The organism is Neobacillus drentensis NBRC 102427 (assembly GCF_001591445.1).
GTDB classification, from domain to species: domain Bacteria; phylum Bacillota; class Bacilli; order Bacillales; family Cytobacillaceae; genus Neobacillus; species Neobacillus drentensis.
Genome location: NZ_BCUX01000033.1, coordinates 25,155 through 48,880, shown reverse-complemented (window position 1 = coordinate 48,880; position 23,726 = coordinate 25,155). Strand labels below are relative to the sequence as shown.

The window sequence follows — 23,726 nt, the reverse complement described above, 5'->3', positions numbered from 1 at the left end:
ATTAGAAATTAGGCTAGATGCTGGTACTGTTACCTTGGAATACCTTTTCCTAGTATTATTAAATAACGTACACTTTTTTACAGTTTTTAGTGATAAAATGTAAATAAATAGAATTAGATAATAATTGAATAATAATGGGGGAGAACGGTGAAATATTTCTGGTCAGCCATTTTCATGGTACTATGTTTATCAATTACGACTTCAGTCGCAAGTGCGGAAGAGGTTACCATCCAGCCAAAGGTATCAAAGTTTGATACGAAGGTGCTTTTTGATGAGAAAAAGGAGTTTAATGATCAGGAGTTAATTGTAAAATTTACTCCAAGCACATCTTTAGATCAAAGAAAGACTATTTTAAATCTAGTAAATGGTAAAGAAGTAGACCAATTAGAAACGGGAGACTTTTCATTCGTGAAAGTTCCCAATGGTTCAGATTTGGCTAGTATCTCAAAGGCTTTATTAAAAAATAAACAGGTGCTGTTTGTCGAACCGAATTACAAGGTGAAGAGTACCTACGTTCCCCAGGAACCGAGTTATAAAAAACAGTGGTATTTAAACAAAATTCAAATGCCAAAAGCATGGGACAAAACAAGAGGCTCATCTAATATTACAGTTGCTGTAATAGATGGCGGGGTTCAGAAGGATCATCCTGACCTTAAAGGGAAAATTGTCAGTCCCTATAATACGGTTACCGGAAATGCCAATTATACCCCTGATGAACATGCTACACATGTTGCAGGAATAATCGCGGCAAGCTTTAATAAGCGAGGAATTGCTGGAATTGCTCCAAATGTAAAAATTATGCCTATAAATGTATTCGACTCACAAGGAGCATCCATTTATAATGTAGCGCTTGCGCTAAAATACGCGGCCGATCACCATGCGGATGTCGTTAATATGAGTTTGGGCAGTGAAAGCTATAGTTATCTACTAGATTATTATGCTAGCTACGCAAGGTCAAAAGGAGTTGTGCTTGTGGCTGCTGCAGGTAATTCGGATACATATATCCCTATGTATCCTGCGGCATTAACTGGTGTTATTAGTGTGAGTGCTACAGATAGTAATGATCGAATAACTAGTTTTTCGAACTATGGTAGCTCTATTGATTTAGCTGCTCCAGGGTTATCGATTTATTCTACTATAAGCGGAAGTTCCTATCAATATATGAACGGGACCTCAATGGCAGCCCCTGTAGTGACTGGAGTGGCCGCGCTGGTCCGTTCAAAAAACCCATTTTTAACTCCTAGTCAAGTAGAAAATATTCTGATGAAGTCAACTGCTGACCTGGGGAACAGGGGGTGGGATTCATTTTATGGATATGGAAGAATTGACGCATACAAGGCTGTTTCCAATACACCGGCACCTATATCAAAATTAACAGCGCCAACAACTTACACCATGACTGGGACTAATAAGGCTGCCTTTTCGATTACCGCTACCAGCAGTACAATTGTTTCCTTATATCTGCAGACCTCTAGTGGAAAAACTGTACGAACAATCTTTAGTAATAAAGCCTCATCCGGAAGGGGAATTTCTGCCTCTTGGGATGGAAAAACAAGCAGTGGAACTTTTGTAACGTCAGGCACTTACAAGTTATTAGCGAAGGTATCGAATAGTAGGGGTACAATCTATAAAAGCTCCATGATTAAAGTAGTAAACAATGTTAGACCTGCAATAGTGGTGTCAAGCAATTATACCTTTTCACCGAAAGCAAGCGGGAAAATAACTATTCCTTATCAACTAACCCAAAAGGCGAAGGTCACTGCAGTTATAACTGATAATAAAGGCAAAACGATAAAGGAAATCCTTTCTAATAAATACTTATCAAGCGGTAAGAAATCGATCGTTTGGAATGGGAAAGATTCAAAAGGACATACAATAAATGATGGTACATACTACCTCATTATGTCCCCAACAGACAGCCGTAATAGAAAAGGTAAAACAAAAAAGGTACAGATAAAAGTGGATACCGTACGCCCATCAGCGAAGGTCACACTAGCATCTACCTTGTTTAAAATGAACGCTAATAATACAACCACAGCAAAATTAAGCCTGAATGAAACTTCGAATATTCTTGTAAATGTGGTTAATGATAGAGGAATCCTTATAAAAAAATTGATTTCTAAACAATCCGGCGCAGGAACACTCGTTATCAGCTGGAATGGGAAAGATGATAAAAATCAGTTGGCACCTGAAGGAAAATACCGATATAGTATTCAGTTAAAGGATTTGGCTGGGAATATTACAACGATGAATAACAGTACATTCTCCCTCCAGGACTGGCGAATTCCGTCCATCCAGTCAAGTAAAGATTATAATTTTATTACAAAAGGAACGAAGACGTTTACTTATACCCTAACGAAGCCGGGAAAAGTTTCTATTGATATTTATAAAGGGACTGCTCTGATTAAGACGATTCAGAAGGATGTCTATAAAGCGGCGGGAAAACAAACCTTTTTGTGGAATGGAACAGATGCCGCTATGAATCAAGCGGTAGATGGGGACTATCAGTTTAAAATAAAAGTGGTCGATAAGTATAATCTGTCGCAAACCTTCACAGGGAATATTCACGTTAGTCTTACTAAAATTGTAATTAGTTATCCTGCTGTAGTGAAGTTCACTACCTCTAGGGGCAGTGAGGTTTATTATAAACTATCACAGGCAGCAAATGTAACAATTGAGATATTCAATGCATGGGATGGGAAAGTTAAAACCATTTTGCAAAATGAACGAGTTAGTGCAGGGATACAATATTTTAGATGGGATGGAAATGATGACAATGGATATGATGAGTATGATGACAATTATTTTTATGTGATCACAGCTCAAAATGTATACGGACAGAAAGCATCTGTCAAAGGGCAAATGACCAAGAATGGAAACCCTTCATGGCTTGAATCCCATGCTGTTGAATTTCCAATGACATCTGAGCAGACTCATAGTGGCAAAATGCAGCTGACTATTCGAACGACCCAAGACGTTAAAGCCATTTTGCATGTCTATAACTATGAAGGTGGTACAGAATTAGATAAAAATGAGTATGCTATAAAATCAGGTGAAAATAATATCGTTTATACAAAACCTAATTCAGATTACTTGTATTATTTAGTAGAATATCTAGATTCATTAGGTAATGGATATTGGTATTATATTAACGAATATGATTTTTAAGCCAAAATAAAAGAAAACTCTGCCACATTTCAGGCAGAGTTTTTTTGATTATTTAGTTTCTAATTGTGTTTTCAACTCGGTTTGAATCCGTTGTTTTTCTTGATCTGGAACGATGTAGTAATAAATTCCACCTATTTTTGTTCCAGAGCCTTTGATCGTCATTTGATCGACGTTACCTGCAGCACTCCGGTAATTTTTTTGAATGGACTTCATTTGATCAAACGTAAGGTTTGTTCTAACGTTATTTCCAAGTGCTGCAAAAATACTTTGATATTTAGTAAGGGAAGAGAGACTTGCACCTTCTCTTAAGACACCTTGAATGATTTCACGTTGACGTAATTGACGTCCAAAATCTCCACGGGGGTCTTCATGTCTCATCCGGGTAAAGGCTAATGCCTTTTTACCATCCAAAGTCACCTGACCTTTTGGAAAATGATAACCCCCTTGAGAAAAGTCTAAATCATTGTTGACCGTAATGCCGCCAACCGCATCAACAATATCTTTAAAGCCTTCCATGTTGACCTTTACAAAATAATCAATAGGGATGTCCAAGAAGTTTTCGACCGTGTTCATCGCCATTTCTTCATTACCAAAAGCGTAGGCATGATTGATCTTATCCTCTGTACCTTTACCGACGATTTCAGTGCGTGTATCACGCGGGATACTTAACATCTTTACTGAATTAAGTTTTGGATTGACGGATAAGACAATCATTGTATCAGAACGGCCTTTATCCCCTTTACGCTGGTCGACACCTAATAGCAGAACGGAAAACGGCTGTTTATTTTGTAAGGATACTTCCTCGGAACGCTTATCTGATTTACGATCAACAGGATGATGCATGGTTTCGACTGCAGTTTGTAATGAATTATATACTGAATAGGCATAAACCCCAATTCCAATCAAAAGTAATAAAAAAATAATTCCAGACACGCGGAGCCATTTTCTCTTTTTCTTTGTATTTCTCTCAGCTCTCATCAATTTTTACCTCCAAACCATAATTAGAAGCCATATTATAGAATAGCAGGTTTTATCGAGATTTCATACATTTTTTTGAAAAATTTACATAAATTTTACTGGATTTTTTAAGAAAAACTTTTTCCGGGAATTTACTTATTAATAGCTGTCGAACACACACGGATTATCAAAATATATATTTCTTGTAAAAATATGATAAATTTCTTACAAAAGTCTATGAATCTTGTTGAAAAATTAGTAGAATAGTCTTGCAATACTAATATATTGTCGAAGGGCGGAAAAAGTGTGAAGAGACAAATAAAAAGAAGCATGAAAAGACGTATGCTCAATACTTCTCTAGCAACAATGTTAGCGCTTACAACTGTTCCATTGAATATTTTTCCACAGGCTGTAAAAGCAGAAGGAAATACTGAAAGCACAGTAAAACTTAGGTTTTTAGAAACAACTGACCTTCACTCCAATGTGATGGATTATGATTACTACCAAGATAAACCGACAATCGAGTTTGGTCTTGATAGAACAGCTAAATTGATCACTCAAGCAAGAACTGAAAAAATTAATCCAAATGTAGAAACAAGCCCTACATATGAGAAAAACTCAATGTTATTTGATGCAGGTGACTTACTACAAGGTAACCCTTTTGCAGACTATGTAGCAAAGGTGAAAAAACTTGGAGCAACTGAACAGCACCCGGTCTTCAAGGCTATGGATATCTTAAACTATGATGCTGGAATTGCCGGAAATCATGAGTTCAACTATGGATTAGATTTCTTAAACAATGCTTTGGAAGAAGTTCCATACAATTTCGTAAACGCAAACATTTATGATGCAACAACAGGCAAAAACTACTTCAACCCATACAAAATTATCGATAAAAAAGTCGTGGATGAAGCAGGTGTAGAACAAACTATTAGAGTAGGGGTCATCGGTTTTGCTCCACCTCAAATTATGCAATGGGATAAAGATAACTTACAAGGTAAAGTAACTGTAAAAGGTATTGTTGAAACTGCTAATGAGTTTATCCCTAAAATGAAAGCAGAGGGCGCGGATATTATTGTTGCCATTGCCCACTCCGGTTGTGACGTTGCAGCTCCTAATGCAGCAGATGCTGAAAATGCTGTTTATTCCTTGAGTCAAGTTCAAGGCATTGATGCACTTCTTTTTGGACATGCTCACGTAAATTTCCCTGGTGATGCTACATTTAATGGAAAAACAGGTATTGATAATACCAAAGGTCATATTAACAATGTTCCAGCAATGGAGGCAGGTTTCTGGGGTAACAATCTGGGAGTAATGGACCTCGACCTTCAAAAAGTTGACGGTAAGTGGCAAGTAACAAATTCACTAGCTGCGCTAAGATCCATTTTTAAGACAAATGCTGACAAAACAAAGACTTCACTTGTGGATGGACCAGATCAGCGTATTGTTGATGCAGTAAAAGAAACTCATGAAGGAACACTTGGTTACGTTCGCGGGAAAATCGGTGAAACTGAGGCACCTATGTTCAGTTACTTCTCACGTGTAATGGATGATCCAACTATTCAAATAGTAAACAATGCACAGACTGAATATGTAAAAAAATACATCAAGGCAAATAAGCCAGAATTGGAAAATGTCCCGATTATTTCTGCTGGTGCACCATTCAAGGCAGGCCGACAAGGCACAGGTGACTATACAAATATTACTAAAGGTGACCTTTCTATTAAGAGCGCTAATGACCTTTATTTGTATAACAATACATTAAAAGCTGTTGAATTAACAGGTGCAGAAGTTAAAGAATGGTTAGAAATGTCTGCATCTCAATTTAAGCGAATAGACCCTAATGACTCTAACGCTCAAGAATTGATTGACTATGGATTCCAACCATTTAACTTCGATGTCATCGATGGTCTTAAATATCAAATCGATGTTACTCAACCAGCTCGTTACGATTACAACACAGGTGATGTAATTAAAGAAGACGCCCACCGTATCATTACCTTTACTGATATGAATGGAAATGAGATTAATCCAGAACAGAAATTCATAGTTGTAACTAATAACTACCGTGCAAGCGGTGGAGGCAATTTCCCTGGAACCAAGGGTGGTCAAGCAAAATTAGTAGTTGATTCTCCTGACGAGAACCGTCAAGTTTTAATGGATTATATCTCTGAACATAAAATTGTAAATCCTACAGCGGATAACAACTGGAAAATTGCTCCGGTAGGTGGCGTAGCTAAAAATTTAGTATTCCGTTCATCACCAGATGCTATCCCATTTACTGCTCAAACACCAAACGTTAAATCAGTTGGTACAGAAAATGTTAATGGTGTAACATGGCAGCAATACCAGCTAGACCAAAACGTTCACGTTCAATTATTAGGAATCAATGACTTCCACGGACAATTAGATTATTCTACGACCGTTTCTAATCGTGCTGTCGGAGGAATTGAATATTTAGCAGCCTATTTAAAACAAAGAGAAGCAACAAACCCTGCCAATACTTTAATGTTACAGGCCGGAGACTTAGTAGGAGCAAGCCGTCCGGTATCTGCTCTATTACAAGATGAGCCGACGATTCGTTTCATGAACGAAATCGGTATGGATATTGGTACCATCGGTAACCATGAATTTGATGAAGGCGTCGCAGAAATGAAGCGTTTAATCTATGGTGGTGCCCATCCAAAAACCGAAGCAAAGTATGGTGCATTTGAAGGCGCCAATTTTGACTACATTGTAGCCAACGTAGAGGATGAAAAAACAGGTGAATTAATCTTACCTCCATATGCAATCAAAGAAGTAGATGGCGTTAAAATTGGCTTTATCGGTGTCGTTACAACTGAAACACCAACAATCGTTACTGCAAGCGGTGTGGCTGGAGTTAAATTCACTGATGAGGTAGAAGCAGTTAACAAATATACTGCTGTGTTAAAAGAAAAAGGGGTAAAATCGATTGTCGTTCTTGCCCATGATCCTGGTACATCCGCATCTAATGGAGATAATCCAACAGGTAAAGTGGTCGACATGGCTAAAGCCATTGATGATGAAGTTGACGTGATCTACGGTGCCCATGACCACAAGTATTTGAACTCAACAGTGGATGGTAAATTGTTAGTTCAATCTTATTCATATGGTACAGCATTCTCTGATGTTGATCTGACGATTGACCCAGTAACGAAAGATATCGTTACAAAAAAGGCTGAAGTTGCTTCAACCTTTAAAGACAGCATTACACCTGATGCAAAAATTAAAGCTGAGCTTGATAAATACCAAGCAGATATTGCTCCACAAACAAGCGAAGTAGTCGGAGTGACAACTGCACCAATTTCTCGTGCGCAAAATAAATCTGGGGAAGCTCCAATGGGTAACTTAATTGCAGACAGCATGCGTGCTAAAACTGGCACTCAGTTTGCATTCATGAATATTGGCGGCGTTCGTGATGAAATCAAAAAAGCAGGAGATGTTACTTGGGGAGATTTATTCGCGGTCCAGCCATTCGGTAATGATGTGGTTAGCTTAAAGATTACCGGCGACCAAGTAAGAACATTAATCAATCAGCAATTCCAAGCGGACAGATACCGTATCATGCAAATTTCAGGGTTAAGTTATACTTGGTCTGATAAGTTGCCTCTAGGACAAAAAGTTGTCGACATTTTCCTTCCAGACGGTTCGAAAATTGATCCGGTTGCAGAGTATAGTGTGTCAGTAAATAACTTTATGGCTGATGGCGGTGACGGATTTACCATCCTTAAAGAAGGTAAAGAACGTACAACTTGGACTACTGATTTAGAGGCTTTAGTTGACTACGTTAACACATTTAAAGGTCAAAGCCCAATAACTGCTGAAATTGAAGGAAGAATCAAGCAAGAAGAGGTAACGTTGACAGCACCTACTGTTGCTGAAGTAAATGATCAATCTAAAAAAGTTACAGGTACAGCTGTGGCTGGGACAAAAGTTAAAGTAAAAGCAAAGGGGACTGTTATTGGTTTAGGAACTGCTGCTGAAGACGGAAGCTATACAGTCGACATTCCTGTTCAAAAAGCTGGAACAGAACTAATTGTGACATCAATCGATGCCGCATTAAATGTAAGTTATGAAGCAAGAGTAAGAGTAATAGATGTCACAGCACCATTAGCTCCAGTAGTGAATGATGTAAATGACCAATCTAAAACAGTAACAGGTAAAGCAGAAGCTGGTGCTCTAGTTGAAGTGAAGGCTAATGGTACGCTCGTAGGTTCAGCAACTGCTTCAAATGATGGAGATTTTACAGTCGAGATTGAAGTCCAAAAAGCAGGAACAGAACTAGTTATCACAGCAACTGATGCTGCGAAAAATGTTAGTGCTTCAACAACAGTGAAAGTAATAGATATCACAGATCCAACAGCTCCTGCTTTTGATCCAATTACCAATATGTCTACTGAAATCAAAGGCCATGGTGCAGAACCAGGAACACATGTATATATTACAAATGGTTTCAATCTGAAGGTCCACTTAACAGCAGATGAAAATGGTAATTTCAGTGTTCCATTAATGGCGCCACTTAAAGAAGGGACCCAATTATTCGCATTCTCTGTTGATTTATCATTCAACTTAAGTCCAATTGGGTATACATTCGTTCTTGATGTGATTGCACCTGATAAAGCAGTCGTAAACGATGTAAGCAACAAAGATAAAGTAGTCACAGGAACAGCTGAAGTTGGTTCAACTGTCACTGTATCTAGCAACAAAACTCTTGGCACTGCAAAAACAGGTGCCGATGGTAAATTCTCTGTTTCATTACCAGCTGCTCAAGCTGCAAAAACTGTATTAACTATAGTTGTATCTGACCCATCTGGTAATAAGAGTGAAACAACTATTAAAGTTAGTGATAAAATCGCTCCAGTAGTAGGTGGAGTCGTTAATAATGGTATCTATAATAAAAATGTTACCGTTACATTTAATGAAGGAACTGCAACATTAGATGGTAAATCCTTTAAAGCTGGAATTGTTGCAACTGAAGGGGTCCACACATTAGTAGTAACTGACGAAGCAGGCAATAAAACAACTGTGAAATTCACTATTGATAAAAAAGCTCCAGTAGTAACAGGAGTTTCAAACAATGGGCTATACAAAAAAGATGTAATTATCTACTTTAATGAAGGAAAAGCTTTATTAAATGGAAATGCTGTTGCAACTAAAACAGTTGTCAAAATAGACGCAATCTACACATTAGTAGTAACTGACGCAGCAGGCAACAAAACAACTGTGAAATTTACAATCGATAAAAAGGCACCAAGCACACCTACTGTTGATAAGATAACTGTGAAGTCTACCAAAGTAACTGGTAAAGCAGAGGCTTATTCAACAGTAGTGGTCAAAGTTAGCGGCAAAGTGATTGGTTCTAGAACTGCTGATAAATATGGCAAATTCTCCATCACCATTGCTAAACAAAAAGCCGGCAAAGTTGTAGAAGTCGTAGCAATCGACAAAGCTGGTAATGTAAGCAAAACTGCCAAAGTAACTGTTAAGTAATAAATGAATAAGAAAAATACCTGAAGAAAAGTAAAAAGGGTGTCCAAGTTATTACGTTGGATACCCTTTTTTTTACTAGTTTCTAGCAAAACTGATGATCTTCCTATATTTGCTGGATTACATTCCTTTTAATAATTGAAACCTATATTAATATTTTACTACTTTTGTTAAAATTTAAGGGAGATAAAGTGAAAAGGATGGGGAAAGTGTTGAAGACGGGACGTTTTTTAAAGGGAATCTTTATGATGATGATTTTATTTGCGCTGGTCATTCCAGCAAAACCAGCTAGTGCGGCAGAATTAACAGCACAGCAAAATTTTTCAAAGAAAGTATCAGCAGAACTAAATAACTACATAAAAAAGGCTGGCGGTAAGGTTACCCTTCAATACCAGGACTTAGTGACAGGTGATACCTTTCAAATCAATGGAAAAACACCTAACCGAGCAGCCAGTACGATTAAATTGCCTCTCGTCCTCTATATTATGGAGCAGGCGGATAAAGGGAAAATCAACTTAAATCAAAAGCTGAAATACAAAAGCTATCATTATTATGGCGGCAGCGGTGTCATCCAAAAGGATAGGGTTGGGACGTCCTACACAATTAGGGACCTCGTCAAAAAAGCAATGATTTACAGTGATAATATCGCGTTTATTATGTTAAAAGAACGAGTCGGTCAGCGTAATTTTATTAACTATATGAAAAGTGTTGGCGGTCAGTATGCCTATCCAAATGGGCAAAATTTAACCTCTGCCAATGATTTATCGATATATGCAAAAAGACTCTATCAATTTTCCGAGAAAAGCGCGCGAGGCAAAGAGCTTGTCGGTTATTTGAAAAAGACAGTCTATAATACGACGATACCGCGTGGAATTAAGGGAACAGCTGTCGCCCACAAGGTAGGGATGATACCACAGGACAGGATTTATAATGATGCGGCGATTGTGTATGATAAAAACCCGTATGTGTTAGCGATTATGACCAAAGGAATTTCCTATGAAAAATCACAAAAGGTGATTGCGGGATTAGCAGCGATTGTTAATAAGCATCATCAGATTAAAGTATCAGCTAACTTTTTTAAGAGCAATGCGGATGTGACCATCTATCAAAGCAAGTCAAAAAATGCAGCGGTAGGGACATTAAAAAAATATCAAACGCTTAGAATTCTTTCGAATCAAGGGACTTGGTATCAAATCAAATTTGGAAAAGGATCCGGTTATATCCAAAAGAAATCAGTGACCGCCCTATTGAAGCCTGCCGTAGCCGGCTGGTCAGCTAATCAACCGCAAATAGGAATTATTAAGATGACGGCTATGGCTCCTATCGTTGATAAAATCACAGCAGGTACAGTAATCGGCTATATTAATAAAAATCAAGATTACTATTTTTTCAAAAAAGAAAATGACTTCTATGTTGTGGATATAGGCGGAAGAGTTGGATATGTAGCAAGTAACTATATAACTGAACTTAGCGTAAGCAAGTAAATTGACCGACTTAGCTAGGGCACGATATATAAAGTCCTTATATTGATATATTGGAATTTTTGATAGAAATTAAGAAGATAGAATGTAAAAGGGTGGGAAAAGAATTGAATGCAGGGTATATTTTCAAGAAAATTTTTATAGGTTTAATTTTATTCTCGATGGTAATTCCAGCTAAAAATGCGAGTGCAACAGAGTTAACGTCATATAAAAAGGAATCCATTGATATAAAAAGTGAAGTTCCTCCAAAGGAGATTGTCAAAGGGAATACAAAATACTACATTAACGGTCAGGGAGTAATTACCTTAGCAAAGGTATTTTCAGGTAGTAAAGTAAGTAAGATACTAAACTTTCATCCCAATAGCAATCTAGATAATGCACAAAAAAGTATAAAATATATTTTTTATTTGAACAGCGATGGATCGATTGGGAGAGCAGAACAACTTGATAAAAAGACCCAAAAGGTTACGAATCGATATGAATATTATCCGAAAACCTTCTATGGAAATCATGGGGACAAGATCAAATATATTTTTGATGTTAATTCCTCTGGTTATTTAACAAGGGCTGTTAAGAGAGAAAATGGAACCAACCAAATTATTTCAAGATATGAGTACTTTCCGAAAACAGTTTATGGCAAACATAGTAAAAATATCAAGTATATCTTTACCATTAATACTTCGGGATATGTGACAAAGGCTACTCAGAGAAAAAAAGGGACAATGAATATGATTTCAACGTATGAATTTTATCCAAAGACGGTTTATGGGAAACAATTTTCCCGTGTCAGCGGAATTAAATTAAATGTTCCATTGATCAATCAACGACCTGAATTACCAACAGGCTGTGAAATTACTGCAGTAACGATGATGTTGCAGTATAAAGGCGTACATGTTGATAAAGTGACGTTAGCAAATAAAATGCCAAAGCATTCGCAGAATCCAAACCTTGGTTATGTGGGAAATCCATATACTAAAAAAGGATGGACGATTTATCCATCCGCCTTAATGGGATTGGTCAAGAATTATGCTGGAAGTGCAAAAAATTTAACCGGCACAAGTAATGTGAATATAGAAAAACAATTAGTCAGTAACAAGTCAATTGTCGTCTGGGTTTCACGGATGCATGGTTTTTCCGTTCATGCTTTAGTCCTAACGGGATTTGATAAAAATTATTATTATTATAATGATTGCTGGACGGGAGAAAAGAATGCCAAGCTCAGCAAAAAGGAATTCAATCGACTATGGGCCAACCAAAGTAAGCGAGCAATATCATATTAAGCTACAGGGGTAATTTTCTATTCAAGCGGGGGCAATTGCCCCTGCAGTTAACTGATTAGTTCATACTAATGTAAGCCCTTTCATTCCGTTTTATTTTTTGGAAAAGGCAAATGTAACAGATTGATCAATATATTGATGCCGATAGAGACTAAAATCGTAATGACAAACACCCAAATGACGATCAAAACGGAATAGTATGGAGCATACATGATGTCCTGGAAATAGTAGTAAATAAAGAAAGTATGGGTAAGCCAAATAATCGTCGAATGTTTCCCTAATAAAAGAAAAAGCCGTTCAAGAATGGTGATATTTTGAATCAGTTTTACAAACGAGAAAATCGCGATAGGGGCGAGGATAAAATCAGCATAGTCGTATATCCCCTCAATTTCGGTACCTCTAGTATCAATAACAAACTTGAGCGCGTATTGTCTTATGTAGTAGCAGAGAACAAGTAGGGACAAAAAAATGAGTCTATAATTTAGATGTGCTTTTAAGAAAAAACGTTCCATACTTCCAAATAATGAATATTTAGCGAAGAAGATGCCTGTGACAAACATGACTTGCCAGATTAAGTCGATGCCTAAATGATTAATCAAAATTTGAATCAATTCATATTTTGAAAAAATATCATCTATGTGCAGAAAAAAACCAGAAAGAAACAGACCTATAAATGAGAGGTAACAAACAACAACGGGATTTTTTTCAACTAACCATATCAAGAGCGGGAACACAACTATTAACTCGATATATATCGGGATAAACCACCACTCACCATTGTAGGTATGGATGAGAGCAAATAAATTATAAATAAACTGCTTGGTATTCCATGTGTATCTTATCGTGTCATTAAAGAAAGTCAATCCAATTGGGATAAAGATGAAAAAAATAATCCAATAAAGCTTATAAAAGTTGAGTATTCGTTTTAGCCCTTGTTGAAAAGTGAAAATGCCTTTTGCTTCAAATGACTTATAAAGGCCAAAGCCACTTAAGAAAAGGAAAATAGCCACACAAAGTTTTCCGGAATCGGCAATCAGCTGGTCTAATGGAAGGTCATTGACAATCATGATGGGTTTGTAATCAACAGCAGAAATACGGTTTGGAAAAGTGAATAAATGATGATAGACCATTAAAAGGATGGCAAACCCTTTTGAGATCGCCGTCATACTTTTAGAAAAAACAAAAGACCTGTCTTCCATATTTTTTCACCTCCCAAACCTACCCATTATAGGTTGGATGGAATGATTCTAAATTATTCATGAAATAGGGAAAAGCGGTAAACGCATATCATAGAATGAAAGCTTTATAGGGGATAGTTTCTTAAGGGGGAGAGGGCATGTTTAGAAAAATATCAATGGTATTACTTGCCTCACTGTTTGTCATAAGTACTGGCTTCTTTTCAGCAAATACCACACAGGCAGCCGAGTCCAACACAAGTAAAGTTGTTTATTTGACCTTTGACGATGGACCCAATCGATACACTCCAAAAATTCTTGATATTTTGAAAAGGAAAAAGGCGCATGCGACCTTTTTTATGATTGAAGGCAATATTAAACGGAATCCCCAAACCGTCCAACGGATGATTAAAGAAGGAAACTATCCGGCGTTACATAGTGTTTCTCACGACGTGAGGAAACTCTATCGCGGTAGTTCAAATAATGTAGCAATTGAAATGGAGAAAACACGGCAAACTCTTTTAAGAGTTTCAAAGTTTAATAGTAAGCTGACACGTGCTCCCTATGGAAGCAAACCCTATATGAAAAAACCACTCCGAGATGCTTTAGCGAAAAAGGGTTATAAAATGTGGGACTGGGATGTTGATACACTGGATTGGAAGTATAACCGAACAAGTCCTAGTACCATCACTTCCAGAGTGAAATCCGGTATTCGAGGCAAAAAAGGGCCAATTGTGATCCTTTTTCATGATTCACGAGGTACGGCACAGCAGCTTCCAATCATTATTGATTACCTTCGTAGTAAGGGCTATAAAATAGAAGTTTATAATCCCAAAAAACATTTTGTAAAGAACTTTTGGAATGACAAGAGATTTTAGCTAGTTGGATGTTATTTGATGGATTGGCTAACCTATAAATTTGTGGGTGGCTTTTTTTTTTTTTTCAATTTCTTCAAATCTATACATATTAGCTATATATTGTTAAAATCTAAGAAGAAAATTGTCGAAATCTTAGGGAGTGTGGAAAAGATTAATTGATATGAAAACAATAAATGTGAAAAAACGTTATTTGCTATAAAGTATAATTAATAAGGAGTTTAAAGAATGAATAAAAATTTTTTTGGCATTGATCTTTTAAAGACGATTGCAATCATATCCGTCCCATGTGTTCACTTCTTATTAAATACCCACTTCTATAAGGTGCCATTAAACAGCATCCTCTTATTTATTCAAACCTATTACAGACAAGTTTTTATTGTCTGTGTGCCATTATTTATCATGGCAACTGGATTCTTACAATGGAAAAAAGAATGGAATAAAAAATATCTAAGAGGAATACTAAACATAGTCCTAATATATGTAATATACTCCGTTGTTGCAATATTCTTCAGGATTTATCAGTTTGGAGAAGCAAGGACAATTGGTGAATGGATATTAATGGTTTTTAAGTTCCAAGCCATAAGCTATTCATGGTATGTGAATATGTATTTAGGTCTGGCAATACTTATTCCATTTTTAAACATTCTATGGCAAGGATTTAAAACTAAGCGCCAATTTAAGGTTTTTTTACTGGTACTGCTTTTTGTTACGGGTATTCCAATGTTCTGGAATGGTTTACCTGCACTATTTGGAGAAAGCAAAATAGTGCTTTTCCCAAGCTTTTGGATGCCTATCTATCCATTATTTTATTATTTTTTAGGAGTCTATATTAGGGAATATAATATCACTATTGGTAAAGTAAAAAGTTTTAGTTTGTTCTTATTAATTACGATAATAGAGGGAAGTATTCTTATTGGATTTAATGAAGGAACAAAATTTATTAATTTTGTAGGTGGTTATGGCTCAGCCTTGATTATGCTGCAAACAACATTTTTATTTTTATTTTTATATCAAATCCAACCTCCTAAATATAAATTATTTAGCTGGATAAGTGTACCGATTCGTTCGATTTCAAGTCTAACCCTGGATATTTATTTAGTCTCTTTTCTGACCGATCAATGGGTATATCGGTATTTTATGTCTAACATTTTTGTTAAACAAGATACTGCAATTCTATATGCTCCTGTTGTGGTGATATCTAGTTTCTGCATGGCTTATGCGATTTCACTTATCAGACAAAGGTTTATAAGAATTAGATAAACAAAGTATTAAATATAGGGTGGTTTAATAAACAATGGTATTACAGAATATAAAAAAATTAATTAAACGTATTGCTAATTATAATAAAGGTAAATTTAAAAAGCGGTTAGAGATTCATCAAGAGAATAACATTTTAAGGATTAAAGGTGAATTGAAAGGAAAGTTTAAAGCAAAAGAAATTTGGCTATTTACACCTAATGAAGATATAAAGTTTAAAATTGCCGAATCCATTCCTACTTCAATATTTAATTTCGAGATAGATTTATCAAAGTATGAGGCGAATTTTCAAGGAAATGAGTATAAATTTTTTATGTTAATAGAAGCTCCTAAAAAAGAGCTGAGTGAAATTCAATATAATATGATTAAACCTTCAGCAAGCATATTGTCAGGTCATGATGATGAAATTATATTAGAATACTTTATTAGATTAGGGAAGTTTGAAGAAACCAACTACCGGGGATTAGAAGGTTTTTGCCTAGGGGAAAAATCAGGGCTAATTTATAGTACGATAAAGAATTTTATTACTTTGGCTTTTGATAAGGAAATTAACATAAAACCATTAACACGAATTGATAACATAACAGCCCAAGGAAGCAAATTTACCATTAGAGGGCAAGTAACAACTCGTAGCTTTAGGGTTAGTGAGGCATTTCTATTAATATCTGGACGTGAAACAGGAGTAAAGGTTGAAATTCCATTAAATATTGAATTTAACAATATTAAAACAATTCGTTCCTATGGAGATAATACCTATCAATATCAAATAGTTCTTAATTTAAATTCATTAGATTACGGTAAACCACTACAAGAGGATATATATGATTTCTATTTAAGTCTAAATTTAAATTATGGTTCTGAAAAGAAATTGGTCAGACTGGGAGCTCCAACCATTAAAGCAAAACGAAATACCAAACCTGCTTTTGCCAACGAGGGGGATGAGGCGTATATTGCCACACCCTATTTTACATTTAAATACTATAATCTTTCCCTTCAAGTTAATAGGTTTAAAAAGGATACCCTCGATTATTTAAAAGGAATGATGAAATGGGCCTGGATATTACAGCCTTTAAACAGATATCGAGACGTTTGGATAGTTGGAGAACGTCCTTATAAAGCACAAGATACTGGCTATCGTTTTTTCAAATACATGAGAAAAGAACATCCAGACCGCAATGTCTTTTATGTAATTGATGAGGATTCACCGGAATTAGAAAATGTGAAAGACCTTGGCAATATTTTGTTTTTTGGATCAAAAGAACATATTTGGCATACGATTGTGGCGAGCAGAGTCATCGGGTCGCATCATGCCGATTATTTATATCCGCTAAGGACAGAAAAGTTTAAAAAGATTGTTAAAGCTAAAAAGGTCTTTTTACAGCATGGGGTCATGGGGACGAAAAACATGGTCCACAACTACGGAGTCATTGCGCCTAATTTTGAAACGGACTTATTTATTGTAAGTTCTGATTATGAAAAAAGTTATATTGTTCAAGATTTTGGATATCAACCAGAAGATGTAGCTGTTACTGGATTATCAAGGTTTGACAGCCTGTTTCAAAAAGATGTTGAAACTAGAAGACAATTATTAATCATTCCAACATGGCGAGATTGGATTGTCACCGATGAAAAGTTCTTAGAGAGCGAGTATTTCGAATGCTACAATGATTTAGTTAATCATCCTGCATTGCATGAATTTTCGAGGACCTACAATTTTGAAATTGTTTTTTGTTTGCATCCTAATATGCAAAGATTTACTTCCTTTTTTGCGGATGCCCCGATTAGAATTGTTAGTCAGGGTGAGGTGGACGTTCAGTACCTATTAAAAGAAAGTGCAATGATGATTACTGACTATTCCAGCGTCGCATTTGATATGAGTTTTTTGGAAAAACCAATTATCTATTATCAATTTGATCGGGAAAGGTTTATTGGAAAATACCCATCACATCTTGATTTGGATAACGACCTTCCTGGTGATATTGTCTACCAACTGGAGGATATCTTACATCTTGTCGAAAAATACGCTGATGCTAATTTTGAAATGAAAGAGGAACATAAAAAAAGGGCCGCTAAATTCCTTAAATATAAAGATTTAAATTCAAGTAAACGTATATTTGAGGAAACACTTAAAATTCGAAGAAAATCACTTTATTCCTCGATCATGAAAAGTGAAATTCTAAAAGGCGGCTATCGAAGATATAGAAAAAGCAGGCTTTACTTTCCGAGCATGAGGTTTTTTTATAATGCAGCAAAAACGTTTCTTCCTATTGATAAAAGCCTCATCGTATTTGAAAGTGGTTTAGGTAAACAATATGGTGACAGTCCCCGCTATATATATGAAGAAGTTGTCCGTAGGAACCTTAAATATAAAAAAGTTTGGATATATAATACACAGAAGCGTTTTAAGGATCCCCACACGATTTATGTTGAAAGACTTAGTATTAAATACTATTATTATTTAGCGAAAGCAGGGTACTGGGTAAATAATCAAAACTTCCCAACCTATCTTAAAAAAAGACCTGGAACAACCTATGTTCAAACGTGGCATGGGACTCCATTAAAGAAAATGTTATTTGATATCGAAAATGTGCAAGGCAGGACTGATGATTATGTGCAACGTGTACACCAAGCAACAAAAAGTTGGGATTATCTAATTTCACCCAGCCCCTATGCTAGCAAAGCGTTTAGAAGTGCTTTTCAATACGAAGGTAATATATGTGAAATTGGTTATCCGCGAAATGATATTTTTTATCGAACAGAAAAGATAACAGTCGCTGTGAGTGTACGTAATAGCTTGAAATTACCTAAAAATAAAAAAGTTATTTTATATGCTCCCACTTTTAGGGATAATCAGACAAATGGAGCAAATAAATTTACTTTTGATATTCATTTAGACTTTGAAAAGATGAAAGAAAAACTGGGTGATGACTATATCTTATTATTGAGAATGCATGTGGTAATTAAGAATAAAGTTATCATTCCCGATGAATTCAAGGATTTTATTTTTAATGTATCTCATTATCCTGATATTCAAGAACTATATTTAATCACTGATATATTAATCACCGATTATTCATCAGTTATGTTTGACTATGCTAATACAAAGCGACCAATGCTATTTTTCACCTACGACCTGGAACTTTATCGGGATCAATTACGTGGATTTTATATGGACTTTGAAAATGAGGCTCCTGGTCCATTAATTAGGAATAGCCAAGAAATAATCGATGCAATAATAGATATAGACGATGTCCAAAGAAGATACAAAGATAAATATTTAGCCTTTTATAATAAATATTGTATATTAGAAGATGGTTTTGCAGCAGAGCGATTGGTGAATAAGGTATTCGATATGAAGGAAGACAATAAAGCTTAAGAATAATATCTATAATCGTAGGGCTGTTGAATATACTCGGCAGCCTTATGAATCGAAAGTATTAAAATTAGATAATTAGCAAAAATTATACCTATACATAAATTTCCTAAATGATATATATATATATCAATATTTGTTGAACGTAGTAGTTAATATTGGTTGGTGTAACACTTTTGAATAATGAAAGAAATGTGAGTTGAGTTAATTGTATAACAAAGTAATTTTGGAGAGAATTTATCGATTAAAAGGCAGACGGATAAAACTGGTATTAAATATGGAATCAAGTGAAACTATTGATGATATATGTACCGTGTTTAGTTCCAATTCAAAAAGCGATGTTGATAAAATCGGTATGAAAACCACTTTTAATATAACTGAAAATATCCTTGAAATTATAATTCCGTATAAAGAACTGAGTCAGATTCCAGATGGAAGCATTTTAGGATTGATGATTAATTCTAAACATGGTGCAATGTACATAGATGTAGAAAATAACCTAAAAAAAAGGTTTTCCGTTTCATTTAGTGGTGAATCCTATTATATTAGCGAGAAAGATGCTCAGTTAAAGGTAAGAAGAAAGCCTTCTGAAAAAACCACATTAGAAGGAGAAAAAATCCTCTCCTTTAAAGGCAAGAGATTTGAGATAATTGGTACCCTGTATAAGGGAAAAAAAAGTCATGAACTAATAGTAAAAAGCTTTTATTTAGAGAATGAGGATACGAAGGAAAAGATATTTTTCAAAGACTTTAAAGTAAATGACCATAAGGGAAAATTTAATATTGTTATCAACCTAAGTGAACAGCCGTTATATGAAGGTGAGTGGAATTTATTTAGCCTAGTTAATGTAATGGATCATGATGAAATCATTGAAGTTATTTTTGGTAATGAACAACCTATTCTTCAAGGGGACTACTTGGAATATAATAACTCTCTTTATTATTATGAAATTTTCGAAAGTAAAAGGGCTCAAGTAACTCTTCATATCAAGAAAAATAAGCAAAGCTTCGTCTCATGGGATATTAGAAAGGCTGATATTAGTGGGAATTCATTAACAATACAAGGATTTTTTCAATATTTAATCCTCTCAAGTAGTGAAGATAAGATCAGTAATTTTGTATTAATGAATAGGGTATCTATGGAAAAAATAGAGGTACCCATTTCTTTACAAAATAACGGTAGCTTTTTTATTGAAGTCCCTTTACATAAACAAGATAACTTTTTTAAGATAAACGGGATTTGGGATGCTTTTGTATCCATTCAAATTAGCGGTATAAGTGAATTGATAAGGTTGAATTTGAGTAATATTCAAAAGGATGAAGATTTCCTTTCTTTGTCAAAACCAATATATCAAAGTGAATCTGGTATTATAAAGAATGTACGATCTTATCTTACTTTACATGAAAATCTTGCTTTTAATGTAACAGATCAAATTTTAATATCTGACATTTCAAGAGTCGATTTAGAGTTAGGTAAGACAATTCTAAATGGATTTATGATAAATGAATACCTTGACTTCATTCCTAAAGAAATTTTTCTTCAAAGTATAAAGGGCGAGGAACAGATTAAATGCATTAATGATTTTAGAAAAGAAAATGATTTGTTTTATTTTAGAACTGAGATTGATTGGTCAATACTTAATCCTAATGAAATTCAAGAAAACGGCTATCAATTCATGATCACAATCATTGTAAAGGGAAAGGAATACCTCATAGAATTAGTTTCCAATTTTGACGATATAGAAAACAAATCCAAGATACTTATTTATCCGCCTTTAAGGATAGATATGAACGGGCTGCCTCTTAATGTAAGACATTTTTATAATCGAAGGAATGCATTATTTGTATCTTTAGAAAATGCCTTTAGTCCATATTGTACTGAAATAAAAAAGAAACAAAATGAAAGAATCCTTGAAATTTCTATTGCATTGGAACAAATGCCAGTTCATTCCCAAAGGGTAGAGTTGGTTTTAAAAAGTAGGGCTTCAGATAAAACCATAAGGATTAAACAGGGAAATAATACTGATAACGATCATTATACTTTTAGAATAAAGGACCTCTTTTTCAATGAGGAAGATATTTTTTCTGGAACCTTTGATGTTTTTTGTGATATCTATGCAAACGGCCAATTAGTAACAGCAAGAGTCAAAGGTGATAATTCAAAATTATTAGAAGCAAATTCAATTTTTAAGAACAATGCAATAAGAATGAGCAAAGATTTATTTTTCTCAATATACTTTGATCAAAAAACTTCAAATTTAAACCTTGAATTAAGAGAATTGAGAGCTATTGAGAAAAAGGGTGAAAGGATTAAATTTTTCATAGCGAAAATTCTTGCCAAATTCTCAAGGAATTTTGTAAAAAAACCAGTTTGGTTAATTGGTGAGAACTTAGGGGAAATTGCCCAGGATAATGGCTTTGCATTTTTTCAATACTGCATAGAAAATAAAAGTGGTGAAACATATTATTATGTAAGTAAGAAAGACAATAAGAATATGGGGAATTTAATACCCTACAAAGATAATGTACTTGAGTATGATAGTTTTAAACATTATTATCTTTATTGGTTATGTCAATTTTTAATTGTTAGTCATGGTATACGTGATGTAATACCAAGCATTGTGCATAACAAAATGAATAATAATCCAAAAAGAATGATCTATTTACAGCATGGAATTATTGCAATGAAAAAATTAAAGTTCAATAAAGATTCATATAATGGTAAAATCAGGAAGTTTGTTGTGTCCTCTGTACATGAGAAAAACATCTTAATTAAGAAAATGAATTTTAAACCAAAGCAAATAATGGTAACAGGTTTATCAAGGTTTGATACGTTAATTGATAAGAGTAAAGGTAAAGAAATAAAAGAAATTCTCCTTATTCCAACTTGGAGAGAATGGCTGATTACATCAGAAACTGAATTTCTTAATTCTGATTTTTATCTTCAGTATATAGCGTTATTACGTGATCCAAACTTACATGAATTATTAGAAAGGCACAATCTGATACTGAAATTTTTCCCACATATAGAAATCCAAAGAAAGTATCTAGATCACTTTTCTTCCTTAAATGAACGGATAAAGGTGATAAAAATAGAAGATAAAACAGTAAAGGACCTTATACAAGAAAGTTCATTACTAATAACAGATTACTCAAGTGTGGTATTTGATTTCAATTATTTAAGAAAACCAGTTCTATTTTTTCATTTTGATTTACATGACTATTTGAGGCATAGAGGTTCTTATGTTGATTTGGGAACGGAATTAATAGGTGACATAGCAGAGACAGAAAAAGAGTTATTAGATTTCATCAAGGAATATATAGATACTGATTTTGAATATAAACCACTCTATGGTATTAAATCCAAGAAGTATTATGCCTATCGAGACAAAAATAACTCTAAAAGAATTTATACTGAAATTAAGAAATTAAACTGATTCACAAAAGAGCGGGAGCGACTGATGATTTGAAAATTACATTTTTAGTTTATAATATTTACGGAATGGGCGGTACAGTAAGAACAGTTGCAAATACAGCGAATTATTTTGCATCAAAAAACTATACCGTCGAAATTATTAGTATAAGAAGAACCAGTGAAAAACCCTTATTTAAACTAAATCCGAAAATAAAACTCACCCCATTATTTGATGCAAGAAAAGGAAAACTATTCGGGAAAAATACACCAGGATATAAAAGATTTATTAAACAAATGCTTTTAAATATACCAAGCTTTCTAATTGATAAAAATGAAGATCTATATAAAATGTTTAATTTATTTCTTGACCTAAAGTTAATCAAAACGATTAAAAAAGTAAAGAAAGGGGTTTTTATAACAACAATTCCTTCATTTAATGTATTGTCGACAAAGTATTCCAACAATGATGTTATTAAAGTGGGACAAGAGCATAAGTTTTTTGATGCTCATGCAAATAGCCTTCAAAGAAAAATAAAAAAACATTATAAAAATTTGGATGCTATAACCTGTTTAACAGAGGCTGATAAGGCAGATTATGAAAATGTCCTTGGTGGAGGGAGCGTTAAATTATATAAGATTGAAAATGCGACTCATATACCCGAAGAATCTGCTAAATTAGAAAATAAACAGGTCATTGCAGCAGGACGGTTTTCACACGAAAAAGGATATGATTTGCTCATACAGGCTTTTTCTAAGGTCATGAAACAATATCCGGACTGGAAGCTTAAAATATTTGGTACTGGTGAAGAATTGGGTGACTTGCGAAGTTTAATCTTTGAAGAGAAGGCGTATAATAATATTTATTTAATGCCAAAAACTGATAATATTATTAAAGAAATGGCTAATTCTTCGATTTATGCTCTTAGCTCAAGGCGAGAATCTTTCGGGATGGTTATCATTGAGGCAATGTCAGTAGGTGTACCTTGTGTAAGTTTTGCTTGTACAGGCCCGAGAGAAGTAATCTCTGATTACGAGGATGGTATTCTTGTCGAAGAGGGGAATGTAGAAGAACTTGCAAAAGGATTATTAACTTTAATTGAATCTGAATCACTCAGAAAAAAACTCGGAAAAAAAGCAAAAGAAAATGTAGAGAGATATACATTTAACGTAGTAGGAGAAAAATGGGAGAGCTTAATCCAGGATCAGATTGCTCAAAAGTCCTTTTGAAATCATATTGA

The 23,726-nt window shown here is 34.7% G+C and carries 11 protein-coding genes; 9 read left to right on the top strand and 2 right to left on the bottom strand.

The features are described 5' to 3' along the window. Positions 1-147 precede the first annotated feature (147 nt). Positions 148-3,168 carry a S8 family serine peptidase gene (locus BDR01S_RS16420; protein ID WP_066258946.1) on the top strand — a complete coding sequence of 1,007 codons (3,021 nt, stop codon included), beginning with the start codon at positions 148-150 and terminating at the stop codon, positions 3,166-3,168. Positions 3,169-3,216: 48 nt separating this feature from the next. On the opposite strand, the gene tagU is transcribed toward BDR01S_RS16420, so the two are convergent. Beyond that, entirely contained in the window at positions 3,217-4,146 is a 930-nt protein-coding gene (tagU, locus tag BDR01S_RS16415; protein WP_066258944.1) for a polyisoprenyl-teichoic acid--peptidoglycan teichoic acid transferase TagU, read from the bottom strand. 309 nt (positions 4,147-4,455) lie between these two features. Between tagU and BDR01S_RS16410 the strand changes: the two genes are divergently transcribed. The 3 genes from BDR01S_RS16410 to BDR01S_RS26295 all read left to right on the top strand — a co-directional run bounded on the left by BDR01S_RS16410 (position 4,456) and on the right by BDR01S_RS26295 (position 12,394). Beyond that, positions 4,456-9,636, top strand: a complete 5,181-nt coding sequence (locus BDR01S_RS16410; RefSeq protein ID WP_082797464.1) for a bifunctional 2',3'-cyclic-nucleotide 2'-phosphodiesterase/3'-nucleotidase — start codon at positions 4,456-4,458, stop codon at positions 9,634-9,636. 164 nt (positions 9,637-9,800) lie between these two features. Then, positions 9,801-11,117 (top strand): serine hydrolase, encoded by a 1,317-nt coding sequence (locus BDR01S_RS16405; protein ID WP_218007877.1) that lies wholly within the window; start codon positions 9,801-9,803, stop codon positions 11,115-11,117. Between the two features lie 104 nt (positions 11,118-11,221). Then, positions 11,222-12,394 (top strand): C39 family peptidase, encoded by a 1,173-nt coding sequence (locus BDR01S_RS26295; protein WP_235846591.1) that lies wholly within the window; start codon positions 11,222-11,224, stop codon positions 12,392-12,394. A gap of 80 nt (positions 12,395-12,474) precedes the next feature. Here BDR01S_RS26295 and BDR01S_RS16395 read toward each other — a convergent pair whose 3' ends face one another. Beyond that, positions 12,475-13,590 (bottom strand): acyltransferase family protein, encoded by a 1,116-nt coding sequence (locus tag BDR01S_RS16395; protein ID WP_066258938.1) that lies wholly within the window; start codon positions 13,588-13,590, stop codon positions 12,475-12,477. A 137-nt stretch (positions 13,591-13,727) separates the two neighbouring features. Between BDR01S_RS16395 and BDR01S_RS16390 the strand changes: the two genes are divergently transcribed. The 5 genes from BDR01S_RS16390 to BDR01S_RS16370 all read left to right on the top strand — a co-directional run bounded on the left by BDR01S_RS16390 (position 13,728) and on the right by BDR01S_RS16370 (position 23,715). Then, positions 13,728-14,444 carry a polysaccharide deacetylase family protein gene (locus tag BDR01S_RS16390; RefSeq protein WP_066258936.1) on the top strand — a complete coding sequence of 239 codons (717 nt, stop codon included), beginning with the start codon at positions 13,728-13,730 and terminating at the stop codon, positions 14,442-14,444. A 225-nt stretch (positions 14,445-14,669) separates the two neighbouring features. Continuing rightward, complete coding sequence (locus BDR01S_RS16385) at positions 14,670-15,704, top strand: acyltransferase (RefSeq protein WP_066258934.1); 1,035 nt, start codon at positions 14,670-14,672, stop codon at positions 15,702-15,704. A 34-nt stretch (positions 15,705-15,738) separates the two neighbouring features. Beyond that, positions 15,739-19,077, top strand: coding sequence for a CDP-glycerol glycerophosphotransferase family protein (locus tag BDR01S_RS16380; RefSeq protein ID WP_066258932.1), 3,339 nt, complete (start codon positions 15,739-15,741; stop codon positions 19,075-19,077). Between the two features lie 274 nt (positions 19,078-19,351). Beyond that, positions 19,352-22,510, top strand: a complete 3,159-nt coding sequence (locus BDR01S_RS16375) for a CDP-glycerol glycerophosphotransferase family protein (protein WP_157413022.1) — start codon at positions 19,352-19,354, stop codon at positions 22,508-22,510. Positions 22,511-22,539: 29 nt separating this feature from the next. After that, positions 22,540-23,715, top strand: a complete 1,176-nt coding sequence (locus BDR01S_RS16370; protein ID WP_066258928.1) for a glycosyltransferase family 4 protein — start codon at positions 22,540-22,542, stop codon at positions 23,713-23,715. The last annotated feature ends 11 nt before the right edge of the window (positions 23,716-23,726 follow it).